The 14,683-nt window shown below is 40.5% G+C and carries 12 protein-coding genes and 1 pseudogene; 9 read left to right on the forward strand and 4 right to left on the reverse strand.

All coding sequences use genetic code 11. The features are described 5' to 3' along the window. The first annotated feature begins 35 nt into the window (after positions 1-35). From ACWPVL_RS09965 to ACWPVL_RS09985, 5 genes are all read left to right on the forward strand, one after another. Positions 36-770, forward strand: coding sequence for a response regulator transcription factor (locus ACWPVL_RS09965; RefSeq protein ID WP_454388654.1), 735 nt, complete (start codon positions 36-38; stop codon positions 768-770). Further along, the gene (locus tag ACWPVL_RS09970; protein WP_454388656.1) at positions 767-2,470 is read left to right on the forward strand and encodes a cache domain-containing sensor histidine kinase; all 1,704 of its coding nucleotides are present in this window, start codon (positions 767-769) and stop codon (positions 2,468-2,470) included. The genes ACWPVL_RS09965 and ACWPVL_RS09970 overlap by 4 nt, the downstream gene beginning before the upstream one ends. Before the next feature lie 187 nt (positions 2,471-2,657). Beyond that, on the forward strand, positions 2,658-3,365 hold the full coding sequence (ccdA2, locus tag ACWPVL_RS09975) for a thiol-disulfide oxidoreductase-associated membrane protein CcdA2 (protein WP_454388658.1): 708 nt from the start codon (positions 2,658-2,660) through the stop codon (positions 3,363-3,365). Between the two features lie 12 nt (positions 3,366-3,377). Further along, the gene (sdbB, locus tag ACWPVL_RS09980; RefSeq protein WP_061910285.1) at positions 3,378-3,929 is read left to right on the forward strand and encodes a thiol-disulfide oxidoreductase-associated lipoprotein SdbB; all 552 of its coding nucleotides are present in this window, start codon (positions 3,378-3,380) and stop codon (positions 3,927-3,929) included. Between the two features lie 180 nt (positions 3,930-4,109). After that, complete coding sequence (locus ACWPVL_RS09985) at positions 4,110-5,138, forward strand: DUF2971 domain-containing protein (protein WP_454388660.1); 1,029 nt, start codon at positions 4,110-4,112, stop codon at positions 5,136-5,138. A gap of 119 nt (positions 5,139-5,257) precedes the next feature. On the opposite strand, the pseudogene ACWPVL_RS09990 reads toward ACWPVL_RS09985, so the two are convergent. The 4 genes and pseudogenes from ACWPVL_RS09990 to ACWPVL_RS10005 all read right to left on the reverse strand — a co-directional run bounded on the left by ACWPVL_RS09990 (position 5,258) and on the right by ACWPVL_RS10005 (position 9,271). Next, positions 5,258-6,201 (reverse strand): annotated as a pseudogene (locus ACWPVL_RS09990) (IS30 family transposase). A gap of 266 nt (positions 6,202-6,467) precedes the next feature. Next, positions 6,468-7,691, reverse strand: a complete 1,224-nt coding sequence (locus ACWPVL_RS09995; RefSeq protein ID WP_454388662.1) for an NAD(P)H-dependent oxidoreductase — start codon at positions 7,689-7,691, stop codon at positions 6,468-6,470. A gap of 22 nt (positions 7,692-7,713) precedes the next feature. Further along, the gene (locus ACWPVL_RS10000) at positions 7,714-8,322 is read right to left on the reverse strand and encodes an NADPH-dependent FMN reductase (protein ID WP_015604723.1); all 609 of its coding nucleotides are present in this window, start codon (positions 8,320-8,322) and stop codon (positions 7,714-7,716) included. Positions 8,323-8,341: 19 nt separating this feature from the next. Then, positions 8,342-9,271, reverse strand: coding sequence for an FAD:protein FMN transferase (locus ACWPVL_RS10005; RefSeq protein ID WP_454389016.1), 930 nt, complete (start codon positions 9,269-9,271; stop codon positions 8,342-8,344). 242 nt (positions 9,272-9,513) lie between these two features. On the opposite strand from ACWPVL_RS10005, the gene nox reads away from it, so the two are divergent. The 4 genes from nox to efeO all read left to right on the forward strand — a co-directional run bounded on the left by nox (position 9,514) and on the right by efeO (position 14,682). Then, positions 9,514-10,893, forward strand: coding sequence for a H2O-forming NADH oxidase (gene nox / locus ACWPVL_RS10010; RefSeq protein ID WP_045496881.1), 1,380 nt, complete (start codon positions 9,514-9,516; stop codon positions 10,891-10,893). A gap of 234 nt (positions 10,894-11,127) precedes the next feature. After that, the gene (locus ACWPVL_RS10015; protein ID WP_454388665.1) at positions 11,128-11,946 is read left to right on the forward strand and encodes a PrsW family intramembrane metalloprotease; all 819 of its coding nucleotides are present in this window, start codon (positions 11,128-11,130) and stop codon (positions 11,944-11,946) included. A 183-nt stretch (positions 11,947-12,129) separates the two neighbouring features. Continuing rightward, positions 12,130-13,683: a chloride channel protein gene (locus tag ACWPVL_RS10020; protein WP_454389018.1), complete on the forward strand. Its 1,554-nt coding sequence runs from the start codon at positions 12,130-12,132 to the stop codon at positions 13,681-13,683. Positions 13,684-13,809: 126 nt separating this feature from the next. Continuing rightward, a complete protein-coding gene (gene efeO / locus ACWPVL_RS10025; RefSeq protein ID WP_454388667.1) occupies positions 13,810-14,682 on the forward strand; it encodes an iron uptake system protein EfeO in 873 nt (290 codons plus the stop codon). The last annotated feature ends 1 nt before the right edge of the window (position 14,683 follow it).

Genomic DNA, 14,683 nt, shown 5'->3' on the forward strand with positions numbered 1-14,683 from the left:
ATAATAAATCCAGTAAAAATAAGGAGTTGAATCTTGTGTATTCAATTATGATTGTAGAGGATGAGTATCTGGTAAGACAGGGAATTGCGTCCTTGGTAGACTATGAACAGTTTGGCATGCAAGTCATTGCCCAGGCCGAAAATGGAAGAGAAGCTTGGCAGAAATTTCAGGAAAATCCTGCTGACATCCTGCTAACCGATATCAATATGCCACAGATGAACGGCCTCGAACTGGCCAAGCTAGTCAGAGAGCAGGCTCCTAAGTGTCATATCGTTTTTCTGACGGGCTATGATGATTTTGACTATGCTCGGACGGCCATTAAGCTAGGTGCAGATGACTATCTTCTCAAGCCGTTTTCCAAGGATGATGTTGAGGAGATGTTGGCCAAGGTGCAGACTAAACTTGATCAGGAACGTAAAAAAGCCCAGATTCAAAACTTGGTCGATCAAGGCCAACATTCTGAGTTGGAAGAGGCTATTCACGCGCGTCTAGCTGATTCAGAATTAAGCTTGAAAAGTTTGGCTTTCCAATTGGGATTTAGTCCGTCCTACCTAAGTGTTCTTATCAAAAAAGAATTAGGCTTGCCCTTTCAAGATTATCTGATCCAAGAGCGGATGAAAAAAGCAAAGCTCTTACTCCTGACCACAGATTTGAAGATTTATGAAATAGCAGAGCAGGTTGGTTTTGACGATATGAACTATTTTTCTCAGCGCTTCAAGCAGGTGGTTGGGCTGACACCTCGGCAGTTTAAAAAAGGAGAGGAGAAATGAAACGATATCCGCTTCTTATCCAATTGATTGTCTATATTTTTCTGCTGGTCCTTTTACTCTTGGGGTTTGTTGGAAGCCTCTACTATCAGACTAGCTCGGGGACTATTCGGCAGCTGACAGAGCGGACGACGCGCAATAGTATGGAGCAAAGCGGGCAGTTCATTGCTTCTTATTTGCAAAAATTAAAACAAACCACCTCTACACTGAGCAAGGAAGAAACGATTCGTAAGTTTGCTCAGAATCAAGAAAGCAGCGAAACGTCAGTGCAAGCTTTGATGAAAACCATCATTGAGACTGATCCAGATTTGGTGTCGGCAGTATTGGTTACCAAGGACGGGCGCGTGGTCTCGACAGATTCTCGAATCAGCATGCAGACATCTTCTGATATGATGAATGAAAAATGGTATCAGGAAGCTATCCATACCCGGGCCATGCCTGTCTTGACTCCTGCTCGCAAGGAGTCTCTGTCATCAGAGAAGGAGAAGTGGGTTGTTTCCGTCACTCAGGAAGTAGTGGATGAAGCAGGGCAGAATCTCGGTGTGTTACGTCTGGATATCGGCTATAAGAGTCTCAAAGCCTATCTGGATCGGCTTCAGCTAGGGAAGAAAGGCTTTAGTTTTATTGTCAATAGCCAGCATGAATTTGTTTATCATCCCAAGAAAAGTGTTTATTCATCCAGCCAGGAAATGAAAGCTATGCAGCCCTATATCTCGGTCAAGGATGGTTACGCAGACCAGAAACAGGCTTTTGTCTATCAAATTGATATCGCAGACAGCGACTGGGCTTTAATTGGCGTTGCTTCATTAGAGCAATTGCAGATGCTTCAGTCACAGATGCTTTATTCTTTTATGGGACTGGGCGTTTTAGCACTCCTGATATGCTTGACTGGTATTTGGTTTGTCCTGCGTTTGTGGATTAAGCCTCTGCAGAATTTACAAGCAGTTATTCTAAAGATTGGCGCAGGCGAATCAAACCTTCGGGCGGAAGCAAAGGGGTCTCCAGAGTTGGTTGACTTGGCTCAGCAGCTCAATAAAATGCTGGATCAAATCGAACGACTAATGGAAGCTGTCAAGACAGAAGAACAAAATGTCCGCCGCTATGAGCTCCGAGCTCTCTCTGCTCAAATCAATCCCCATTTCCTTTATAATACCTTGGATACGATTGTCTGGATGGCTGAGTTTAATGACAGCAAGAGTGTTGTTGAGGTAACAAAGTCACTCGCCCAATATTTTCGCTTGGCACTTAATCAAGGACACGAACAGATTTCTCTTAGAGATGAGATTGATCACGTTCGCCAGTATCTCTTTATCCAGAAGCAGCGCTATGGTGACAAGCTCCAATATGAGATTGAAGAGGATGAATCTATAGCTGATTATAAACTGCCCAAGCTGGTACTTCAGCCTTTGGTTGAAAATGCCATCTACCATGGCATCAAAGAAATTGACCGACAGGGCATGATTCGGGTGACGTCGAAAGCAGAAGAGGGGCAACTGATATTGTCTATCTATGATAACGGCCGCGGCTTTGATCTCCAAAATTCAGTGGACAAGACTCTCCCTCGCTTAGGTGGTGTCGGTCTAAAAAATGTCGATCAACGTTTGAGGTTGCAGTTCGGAGACGACTATCATATGGAAATCCAGTCCGAACCAGATACATTCACCCAGATTAGTCTTTATTTGCCACTAGATTCAGATGCTTAAGTTCGCTATCCTTCAATATTCAAGCCGGAAACTTTCCGGCTTTTTTGCTGTTTAGGAACGAAATAGGCCTTTTACATATGGCTTCTCCGATAAATTATACAAGAATGAGGATAGTGTAGCAAAATGTGGAAAATTTTAAATCGTTTGTTATAATAATATTGACAAACACATCTTAAAGGAGGTTGGGATGGAGTCTGGTTTATTTTTTGTTTCGGTCTTTTTGGCTGGAGTTCTCTCGTTTTTCTCACCCTGTATCTTTCCCTTGTTGCCAGTCTACATAGGGATATTGCTGGATGAAGAAGAGCCTAGAGAAGTCAAGTTTTTAGGCAGAAAGATCGCTTGGACTGGTCTGATCAAGACCCTTTGTTTCATTGCTGGAATTTCCTTGGTTTTCTTTCTATTAGGCTTCGGTGCAGGATTCCTAGGTGGAGTGATTTACGATGAGAAATTCCGTTATCTGATGGGGATCATCATCATTTTGCTAGGAATTCACCAAATGGAGCTGATTAATATCAGGCAGTTACAATTCCAGAAAAATGTGGAATTTAAGAAAGACAGTCGTCGGAATGATTTTCTGTCAGCCTTTTTGCTTGGCGTTAGTTTCAGCTTTGGTTGGACACCTTGTATCGGACCTGTTCTTAGTTCGGTTCTGGCTCTAGCTGCCTCTGGAGGAAATGGAGCAGTTCAAGGAGCGCTTCTAACACTGGTGTATACGTTGGGAATGGCCTTGCCGTTTCTCATCTTAGCTCTAGCTTCTGGCTTCGTTATGCGCTACTTTGCGAAAATCAAACCCTATATGGGACTGATGAAAAAAATCGGAGGAGCCTTAATCATTTTTATGGGAATCCTTCTCATGCTCGGGCAGTTAAATGCTTTATCAGGAATTTTTGGATAAAAGGAGAAAAAGATGAAAAAAATTCTTTCGCTAGTTGTTGCTTCGATAGCTTTTCTGATACTATCAGCTTGTTCATCTGATGAAAAGGGGATGGATAGTCAAAGCCAGTCCAGTACAAGTGTCCAATCGCTGGTTGCAGTTGGCCAGGAGGCACCGGACTTCACTCTTCAGTCAATGGATGGAAAAACTGTCAAGCTTTCTGATTACCGTGGAAAAAAAGTCTATCTGAAGTTCTGGGCTTCTTGGTGCGGACCTTGTAAGCGAAGCATGCCAGAATTGGTTGAGTTAGCTGGTAAAAAAGACCGTGATTTTGAAATATTGTCTATTGTAGCACCGGGTCTCCAAGGAGAGAAGTCTGTTGAGGACTTCCCAAAATGGTATCAAGAACAAGGATATAAGGATGTGCCCGTTCTATTTGACACGTCTGGTGCAATCTTCCAAGCCTATCAGGTTCGCAGTATTCCAACAGAAATCCTCATTGATAGCCAAGGAAAAATTGGGAAGATTCAATTTGGAGCAATCAGCAACGAAGAAGCAGAAAAGGCCTTCAAGGAGATGAAATAAAGTAAAAAAGATGTTGAATAGGGTAGATTGTAATGCTGTTACGATATAATAAACTTGGAGATAGTTAAAGATTTTTGAAATTGACTAGCTTTCTATGAATGGATGAAAAAGGTGAGAGAGCTTTGAGAGCTAAGAAAAACATATGTCATTACTTTTAGTTTTATCGAGGAGGTAAATTTATTGAAAATCATCTTAAAAGAGGATATTGAGTTGTATCGGTTTTTGATTGCCAAAGCAACATTTTTACAGACCCATGAAGAGTATAGTTTGTTGGAGTCAGAACCAGATAGTAATTGTTTTATTGTAGCCAATAGCGCGACAGAAGAGAAGATGTTTGTGTCACTGTTTAAACGACCGACTATAAAAGAAATAGACCATGGCTACAGGAAAGTCATGTTTATACAAACCGCGAATACGAAAATTCCAGAAGGGTTCGAAGTGGAAAAAGCTGATAAAAACTTCAATGACAGTTTGGCAGAAAATATCCGATTAGGATTTTTAGCGCCCGAAAAGTTAATTGAGAAGATTCCAAAGATGTTTAAGGAAGATATTGAGACATACTTTAAAAAGGCGGAGACAGCTATTTTAGAACAAAGAGGAGTCTTTGTAAAATACTACGGCAAAACTATTGAGAATAGCCCATATAAGGTAGTGGAAGGAAATGTATCGTTTAGCCATCCAAAGCATTTCAATGACCCCTTCGACTGTAATTGCTACTACAAGGATGGAAATTCAATGATGGATTTATTCCGAGTTTTCTGCCTTACACATGCTGCCGATAATATTTTAATGTGGTCTTATTATTCTGATAGTCATGCTGGTTATGCACTCGAGTATTCGTACGCCAGTCTTCTGGATAAACTACGAACTTTAAAGATGGATGGTCTTTGTGTGTATGGTGCAGTGGAATATATCGACAAGCGGCCAAACACGAGAAGTAGTAGCAACCAGTTTTCTTATTCTAATTTGAGTTTTTATATTAAGGCAACCTTTGCGAAATTCAAGGAGTGGAGCCACGAGAGAGAATATCGCTTTGTGTGTATTTTAGATGAAAACGCGCAATATGGCCATGAAGACTGGGTGGTTGTACCGAAAGTGGACATTTTGCAAGGTTATGCAGGATGTAACAATGAAAAGATAATAATGAAGACGCAGTACCCCATCAAAAAAATGGTAAAAGATATTTTTAAGTATCAGTTAAAGCCTTAAAAATAGAGATAGTTCCTTATTCTTTTTAAAAATCAAAAGAAGACTTGGTGAACGGCACCCCAAAAGTTAGATTTTTGCTGTCTAATTTTTGGGGTGTTTTACTATCTTGAATTGTCAAATTAAGCTAGACTTTTCAAGTAACTCAGAAAAACTTGGTAGGGTGATTGATAATTCAATGATTTCCTAGGAATTATATTTCTTTTATCAGCTATAGCTGATAAATAATTTTGAGAAATATTAGTAAAATCCATTTGTTTCGGTAATCCATTTCGTCTTAATAAGCTATTAGAATGTTCATTGAGACCTCGTTGACCAGGACATCCTGGATCCGCAAAGAAAATATCAATGTCATGTGCATTCGAAATAGATTTCCAATTAGAAAATTCTTTCCCACAATCAAACGTTATCGACTTAAAGAGATGACTGGGAACTTGAGACAACCATTGATTGATGGAGGCCTCAATATCACTTGCTTTGTGTCCATTGTTTTTCAGTGTGATGATGGCTTTTGAGAGGCGTTCTACTAAGGTAATGACTGCACTTTTGTGTTTTTCTCCCACAATTGTATCCCCTTCTAGATGACCGAATTCCGTCTTAAAATTAGGATAACTGTCTGCTCTCTCACGTAAATCTCTGCGCAACGCTTGTTTTCCTCGTTTTTCGCTATAACCATTTGGTTTTCTTTTGCCTTTCCAAGGGAGATCCTCTTTCTTTAGAATACCACGGTCTGCTAGTCAATAGAGAGTTCTCATAGAACAAGAAACCCTATCTGGATAAGTTCCTTTAATGACATCAAGGCTCCAATTTTGTTCTAAATGAGTTTGGATAAATCTTTTTCTGATTGCGTAAGACTGGTTTTATTCCTGCCACAGCGTTTCTTATTGATTTTATATCGGTTATAGTAATCATAAACAGAGTGCCCCTCTTTCAGATAGTTGATGACATTGTAGATTGTCTGTTTTGATCTGCCAAGTGAAGTCACAATATCTGAAACTTTTATGTTTTCTTGATAGTAAGCCTCTATCATTACAAGCTCGTTTGTGGTAAGATGAGTATAGGTCATTTATGTTAGTTCCTTTCAGACAAATGTGGTGTTTATCTGAGCCTAACATAGATGGCTTTTTCTGTCTAGCTTAATTTTACAAATTGGGTTCTTTAAAAGACCTTGAGGAAGCTATTATAGACTACATGCTTACTACAACAATAAACAAATTACAGTCAAACTAAAAGGACTTAGCCCTGTATAATACAGAACTAAATCCTTTCAATGATTATTTGTCCAACTTTTTGGGGTCAGTATAATTTTCCATTCTTTTTATTTTGTTTTGATTAGGCGCTAGCACCAGAAGTAGCATCGGCATTTCCACCGCCGTGGCCACCCGTATCTGAAGCGCCAGAAGAAGCATCAGCGGCTGCAGGTGCAAATGGTCCGCTTCCTCCGACCAAGCGTTGGCCAGTTGCTTGCAAATACCAGTCAAGCCAAGGTTGGAAGTTGAAGACGATTTCGTTGATACCAGCGTAAGAGCCATCAGGATAGTACATCGCTTGATAGTTGTGGGTGTTGATAACACCTGCTGGTGAACCTGGAACGATTGTACGAACGTATTCTTGATCACCATTACGAAGAACACCAACTACCCATTCTACGTTCTTCATGCGGGCAGCAGGAAGAGAGTTATGTAGAGTTGAGAGACGGCCACCTGATTGAGATGGGACACGTTTGGCAAACATAGTGTCTGGATCTTGATGAACGTTGTTATAGTAAAGGAACTGGTTATTATCATCGGCATAAGTCAACTCGAACGGCATAGCTTTTAAGAACATGTCGATTTGGTTAACTGTCAAGATACCATGGTCAAGTTTGACATAAGTATCGCCAGAAACAGCACCAACAGCTTTTGCTGCTTTTTCTACCCATTCTGGATCATCAGGGTCAACTTCCGTGATGGTTGTTGCGATTGGTTTACCACAATCCAAGTCTTCTGGTTCAATTGGTTTTGGTTTTTTCAATTTTGAGACTACCTCAACATATTTAACAAAGTTATCTAAGCAAGATTCAAGGAATTTAACAGTTCCTTCGTTTGTGATGTTGCCTGCATTGTCAAAAGCTTCTTTTGCTTTACCAAGAAGGAATTCATTTCCTGGTAAAGTATAAGCATTGACACCTGGAGCATCCAAAATCTTACGCAAATGCACTTGGGCACGAGAGGTTCCTTGGTCATAGTAGGAAGCTCCCACAATCATGACAGGCTTGCTTTCAAATGGGTGAACCTCATAAGAGAGCCATTCAAGGACACTTTTGAGAGCTGCTGTAATGGTGTGGTTGTGCTCAGGAGTAGCAATGATGACACCATCAGCGCGCGTGATGCGGTTGTACAAAAGGCGTAGTTGGAAGGATTCGTCCCATTTTTCATCTTGATTAAAGAGTGGAACTTCATCAATTTCCAAAACTTCTAATTCAAATTTCAGTTTGAATTGTTTTCTGATATATTCTAGTAATTTACGGTTGTATGATTGGTCTGCATTTGAGCCGACAAGTCCAACAAATTTCATGTGATTCTTTCCCTTCTAGTTCTTACAAATTTTCCCAGTCAAAGTTTTCTGCTTCTTGTTGAAGAAGTGCTTGGGCGCTTGATAATTTTTCTGTAATTTTAACAAACAGACGAAAGTCGTCAAAAAGAGCGTCTAATTTTTGAATGGTTTCTAGGTCAATCAAGTCTCCGTTTTTATCAAAGGCTTGAAGTGAGTGAGAAAGTAAGAATTCAGAACTCGGCATAACAGAAGCCTTGAGCTCTGGAGAATCCAAAATTTGACGGAGTTGCAGTTGGGCACGAGACGATCCTAGTGTTCCATAAGAAGCCCCTGTAATCATCACTGGTTTTCTAAGCAAAGGGTAGATACCGTAAGACAACCAAGCCAAGGCGCTCATGAGAGCAGCTGGGATGGAGTGGTCATATTCAGGTGTTCCGATGATGACACCATCCGCTGCTTCAATTTTCGCAGCGATTTCTTTAACGATTTCTGGCACTTGCATATCAGCCGGTTTGTTGAAAATAGGAATATCCTTGATTTCAATCAACTCGATTTCTGCTTTATCAGCGAAATGCTTTTGCATGTATTGAAGGAGTTGGCGGTTGGTTGATTTCTTTGAATTTGTACCAACTAGACCGATGAATTTTAACATAGTAGGTTCCTTTCTTGATTTAGGATAAGATTTCTGGGCTGAGACCAGATGAATAAAAAATTTGAAGATTTTCTGTAATAACGAAGGCTTCGATTCCATGTTCTTGCTCGACTTTTTCTAAGATAGAAGTAGGGCTTTCCCCAAATAGACGGGTTGTCCATATTTCACCATCGACTGATTTTGATGAAACAATCGTGAGACTAGCTAGCTGATTGTCGATCGGATAACCTGTGGTGCGGTCAAAAATATGATGATAGACCCTGCCGTTAACTTGCAGTTTTCTTTCATATATTCCTGAGGTCACGACAGACTGATCCTGAACGGACAGAAGAGCTAGGTTGTTTCCCCGTGGTAGACTTGGATTTTGAATGCCAATCCACCAGCAACGATTATTTTTTTCATTTTGACCAATGGTTAAGATATTTCCACCAAGATTGATGAGGGCAGAGGTGACACCTTGTCCTCTTAGAAAAGCAGCGATTTTATCTGCGATATAGCCTTTGGCAAGGGCGCCTAAGTCGATTTTCATGCCTTCCATTGTCAAAAAAACACTGGAGGCAGCTGCATCTAACTCGATACACTCAGGGTCAGTGAGTGCCAGCGCTTGCTTGATTTCTTTGGGACTGGGAACTTTCGCATCCGCAAAGCCTATCCGCCAAGTTTGAACCAAGGGACCTAAGGTAATATTGAGATGACTGTCTGGAGCGAGACTATGCTTTTTTCCCAACTCAATCAGCTCAAACAGATCAGGATGGACGCAAACGGCATGTTTACCAGCAGCGTGATTGATTTGCATGAGCTCAGAGCTGTCATCATTTGCACTAAAACGCTTTTCGTACAATCTAAGAAGTGAAAACACTTGATCCAGAAGACTGTCAGCATCTTCATGGAGAATCGAAATAGTAATAGTTGATCCCATTAAATGGATGGACCTAGACTTAAGATCCACTTTTATCACAACCTTCCCTATTAAATTTCTTAATCGTCTCTATTAGTATACCAGAAAGATACCGTTTTCACAATTGTAAATATATACTATTTTCAGAAAAATTGAAATTTTTTGCTTAAATTTATGGAGAAATCGAATTTATTTGCCATATTTTTAAAAATTCTGAGCATATATCTTGTAAACGCTAACAGAAACATGATATACTAGTATGGTAAATTAAATTTTAAAGGTGGAATTATTCTATGAGTAAAATTGTTGTAGTTGGTGCTAACCATGCGGGTACTGCATGTATCAACACTATGTTGGATAACTTTGGTCATGAAAATGAAGTCGTTGTATTTGACCAAAACTCAAATATTTCATTCCTAGGTTGTGGAATGGCGCTTTGGATCGGTGAGCAAATCGACGGTGCTGAAGGCTTGTTCTACTCTGATAAAGAAAAATTGGAAGCAAAAGGTGCTAAAGTTTACATGAACTCACCTGTTCTTTCAATCGACTATGACAACAAGGTTGTTACAGCAGAAGTTGAAGGAAAAGAGCACAAAGAATCTTATGACAAATTGATCTTTGCGACTGGATCTACTCCAATCTTGCCTCCAATCGAAGGTGTTGAAATTGTCAAAGGTAACCGCGAATTCAAGACAACTCTTGAAAATGTTCAATTTGTTAAGTTGTACCAAAATGCTGAAGAAGTTATCAACAAACTTGCTGATAAGAGCAAGCACCTTGAGCGCATCGCTGTTGTTGGTGGTGGTTACATCGGTGTTGAGCTTGCTGAAGCCTTTGAACGTCTTGGAAAAGAAGTTGTACTTGTTGACATCGTAGATACTGTTTTGAACGGCTACTACGACAAAGACTTCACTCAAATGATGGCGAAGAACTTGGAAGACCACAACATCCGCTTGGCTCTTGGCCAAACTGTAAAAGCAATTCAAGGTGATGGAAAAGTTGAGCGCTTGGTAACTGACAAAGAAACATTTGATGTGGACATGGTTGTTCTTGCAGTTGGTTTCCGTCCAAACACAGCTCTTGCTGATGGTAAGATCGAACTCTTCCGCAACGGTGCCTTCCTTGTAGACAAGAAACAAGAAACATCAATTCCAGGTGTTTACGCAGTAGGTGACTGTGCGACTGTTTATGACAACGCTCGTAAAGACACTAGCTACATCGCACTTGCTTCAAACGCTGTTCGTACTGGTATCGTTGGTGCTTACAACGCTTGTGGTCATGAACTCGAAGGAATCGGTGTGCAAGGATCAAATGGTATCTCTATCTACGGCCTTCATATGGTTTCAACTGGTTTGACTCTTGAAAAAGCAAAAGCAGCTGGCTACAATGCTACTGAAACAGGCTTTAACGACCTTCAAAAACCAGAATTCATGAAACATGACAACCACGAAGTTGCAATCAAGATTGTCTTTGATAAAGACAGCCGTGAAATCCTTGGTGCGCAAATGGTATCTCACGACTCATCAATCGGTATGGGAATCCACATGTTCTCACTTGCTATCCAAGAGCATGTGACAATTGACAAGTTGGCTTTGACAGACCTCTTCTTCTTGCCACACTTCAATAAACCATACAACTACATCACAATGGCTGCACTTACAGCTGAAAAATAAGACATGAAAGTCCCGATGAGGGACTTTTTTGTTGCTTGTTTTACCGAGTTGAGTTGCCAATACAATTTGGAAACAGATGAATAGCTGAAATATAAGAATATAGAATAAAAAAATATATTATAGCAATATCAACCAGAATACTAATTAAGAATCATTCTAATGAGTCTTAAAATTAGTTCTATTTTAGATTTTTTTGTTATACTAAGATGAAAATAAAATTTTAGAAAGTTATTTATGAAGAAAAATATTGTTCTTTTCATTTTTCTCCTTCTAAGCGCAATTGGCTTGGAATACGAGACACAAGCCTATACTACTGGCAGTATGTCAGGTACTGGTTATGGAATTGTCGGACTGTCAGCCCTTTTGGCCCTGATTTATATCATTCCAGCTCTACTTTTGATTCGCAGCTTGGGTAAAAAATGGCAGACGCCTGCACTTAGCCTTTGGATTGCTCTGCTAGGTGGGCTATTCATTTCTGGTTGGACATCTGGATTAGCTAATACTTATATCCACGAGTGGGTCAGCACGAGCTTTCCAAATACAGTGATTAGTTATCTGGAGAATGCCCTCGCAGCTCCACTGGTTGAAGAGCCGCTTAAGCTTTTTGCGGTTGCTTTTGCTGTCTATCTAGTGCCAGTCAAAAAACTTAAAGGTTTTTTACTATTGGGAATTACAGCTGGCATAGGTTTCCAGATTAGTGAGGACTTTTCTTACATCCTTTCCGACCTCCCTGAAGGATTTTCCTTCACTATCTCTGGTATTTTAGGCCGTATCACAGGCGGGGTAGCTTCTCACTGGCTTTACACTGCTTTGACCACTATCGGATTAGCTCTGATGTTCCGATTTGCTAAGACTCAAAAGAGCTATTTTAAAGCTGGTCTATTTTACTTCTTATCAGCTTTTGTTCTCCACTTCTTCTGGAACTCTCCATTGACTTCTATTGAAACGGATATCCCAGTCATCGTTCCTGTCATGACTGCTGTGCCTGTCTTCATTTTCTACCAAGCTTATCGAACAGCACACAAGATTGATCAGGAAGATTTGTCAATCTAAACACGAAACGACCTTCAAGGTCGTTTTTTTGATGCTCAAACTGCATTTTTGGAATTCTTTTAAATCTGATAAAGTTGATGTTAAAAGATTTATATCCAAAAGCAAAATGTTCATGGCTATCGCCTTGTTTCTGTCCTATATTTTGTGCTAAAATGTTGCTATAAGGACTTTGGGAGAGAAATGATGATTAAACAAAAAGAACAAATTTCTGATACGAAAAAAGAATTTAATTTTATATCCAGCTCTATTATTTCCCAAGTGTTCAGGGGGATTCTGGTAGGCATTTTTGCTGGACTAGTAGTGGGAGCATTTCGTTTTTTGATTGAGAAAAGTTTTCACCTGATTCAGGCGGCTTATGTGAGGGGTAGAAGTGAGTGGTTTTGGCTAGTAGGCTTGCTTTTCTTCTATGCTTTTATTGTCTTTATAAATGCTAGATTGGTAGCTACAGAAAAGGATATAAAGGGTTCAGGGATTCCACAAGTTGAGGCCGAGTTGAAAGGCTTGATGTCACTTTCTTGGTGGAGCATTCTCTGGAAAAAATTCTTAGTTGGTATTTTAGCGATTTCCAGTGGCTTGATGCTGGGACGTGAGGGACCGAGTATTCAGCTAGGAGCGATGAGTGGCAAAGGCATCTCTAAGTGGCTGAACTTGAGTCCGGTAGAGGAACGGACCTTGATTGCCAGTGGTGCAGCTGCGGGCTTGGCTGCGGCTTTTAATGCGCCAATTGCAGGTTTGCTTTTTGTTGTTGAGGAAGTGTACCATCATTTTTCCCGCTTCTTTTGGGTTTCAACCTTGGCTGCTAGTTTGGTGGCAAATTTCATTTCGCTGTCTATATTTGGCCTGACCCCCGTTTTGGATATGCCGGATAATATTCCTTTCATGGGGCTGAATCAGTACTGGATCTATATCTTGATGGGCCTGTTTTTAGGATTGGCTGGCTTTGTCTATGAAAAAGCAGTCCTTAATATTCATCTGGTCTATGAAGCTCTAGGCAAATTTTGTAGAATACCAAAAGCTTACTATCCGATTTTTTCATTTGTCTTAATCGTTCCGATTGGCTATTTTCTGCCTCATTTGCTGGGCGGTGGGAACCAGCTGATTTTGTCTTTGACGAGTGCACATTACACAGTTGGAACCTTGATTCTCTTTTTCTTACTCCGTTTTGTATGGAGCATGATTAGTTATGGCAGCGGCCTTCCTGGTGGTATTTTCCTGCCCATTCTGGCTTTAGGTTCTTTACTAGGCGCAGCAATTGGAGCCCTTTGTGTGGAGGCTGGCTTTATCACGCAGGAACAATTTCCAATTTTTATCATCTTGGGAATGAGTGGGTATTTTGGTGCTATTTCCAAAGCTCCGCTAACGGCTATGATTCTCGTGACGGAGATGGTGGGAGATATTCGAAATCTTATGCCACTGGGCTTGGTTACTCTAATGGCTTATATTGCTATGGATCTGCTGAAGGGAGCGCCTGTCTATGAAGCCATGCTTGAAAAAATGCTGCCAGATCGGATTGAAGATGACGGAGAGACAACCTTGATTGAAATTCCTGTTTCAGAAAAGATCGCAGGTCGGCAGGTGCATGAGTTGGAGCTACCGCATGGCGTTTTAATCACGATGAATATCCATAAGGGCAAGACTCAGACGGTCAACGGAGCCAGTCGTCTCTACCTAGGAGATACGATTTATGTAGTCGTTAAGAAGTCAGAAATTGGCAAAATTAAGGATATCTTGCTTTGAAATGCTCATTTTTTACTCAGAAAGGAAAGTTTTATTATAATTATCTGACAATTTATTGAAATATGAGAAATAAATTGTTATAATTTATATGAATTCGCCCCTTTTAGGGAAAATAAAGGAGTCAAGATGAAAAAACTTGGAATTGTCTTATTGTCAACAGCTATTTTACTGACTGGCTGTGCTGCTAATCAAAAATCGAATACAAGTGCCAGCAGTTCGGAAGCTAAAACAAGTCTATCGTCCTCTGACCAGAAAGCTTTGGATAAGGCAACAACAGAGTATAAGGCTTTTGTGCAGAAAGAAATCGACCAATTACTGACGGATACGGAGAAATTCAGAGATACGCTCAAAGAAGGCAAGCTTGATGAAGCCAAGAAAATGTATCCGCTAATTCGCATGAGCTACGAGCGTTCAGAGCCGATTGCCGAAAGCTTCGGAGAGTCTGATGTGAAGATTGACTTCCGCTTAGCTGACTATGTGGATGAAAATAAGACTGAAGAAGGCTGGTCAGGCTTCCACCGGATTGAAAAAATTCTGTGGGAAAGTAATACAACGACTGGTACGGAGAAATATGCAGACCAGTTGGTCAATGACATCAAAGAATTAAAGGCTAAAATCGCGACTGTTGAGGTCACACCAGACATCATGCTGACTGGTGCAGTTGACCTCCTTAACGAAGTGGCGACCAGCAAGATTACTGGTGAGGAAGAAATCTTTTCACATACGGATTTGTATGATTTCCGTGCCAATATTCAAGGGGCAGAAAAGATTTTCGAACTCTTTAAACCTTTGATTGAGAAGAAAGATGAAAAACTGGTAAAAAGTATAGAAACTGAGTTCAAGAATGTTAATAGTTTGCTAGACAAGCACATGACTGATTCTAAGAATTATAAACTTTATACCGAATTGAGCAAGGAAGATACTAAAGAGCTAGGAGAAGCTGTCACAAAACTGGGCGAGCCTCTCTCGCAAATGGGTATCATCCTAGATGGGAAGTAAG

This window comes from Streptococcus sp. Marseille-Q8145 (assembly GCF_965112035.1).

Coding starts and splice junctions, on each gene's coding strand:
- ACWPVL_RS10020 (WP_454389018.1), top strand. CDS start 12,130: ATGATTAAACAAAAAGAACAAATTTCTGATACGAAAAAAGAATTTAAT.
- ACWPVL_RS10015 (WP_454388665.1), top strand. CDS start 11,128: ATGAAGAAAAATATTGTTCTTTTCATTTTTCTCCTTCTAAGCGCAATT.
- ACWPVL_RS09995 (WP_454388662.1), bottom strand. CDS start 7,691: ATGAAATTTGTTGGACTTGTCGGCTCAAATGCAGACCAATCATACAAC.
- ACWPVL_RS10000 (WP_015604723.1), bottom strand. CDS start 8,322: ATGTTAAAATTCATCGGTCTAGTTGGTACAAATTCAAAGAAATCAACC.
- ACWPVL_RS09970 (WP_454388656.1), top strand. CDS start 767: ATGAAACGATATCCGCTTCTTATCCAATTGATTGTCTATATTTTTCTG.
- ccdA2 (WP_454388658.1), top strand. CDS start 2,658: ATGGAGTCTGGTTTATTTTTTGTTTCGGTCTTTTTGGCTGGAGTTCTC.
- nox (WP_045496881.1), top strand. CDS start 9,514: ATGAGTAAAATTGTTGTAGTTGGTGCTAACCATGCGGGTACTGCATGT.
- efeO (WP_454388667.1), top strand. CDS start 13,810: ATGAAAAAACTTGGAATTGTCTTATTGTCAACAGCTATTTTACTGACT.
- sdbB (WP_061910285.1), top strand. CDS start 3,378: ATGAAAAAAATTCTTTCGCTAGTTGTTGCTTCGATAGCTTTTCTGATA.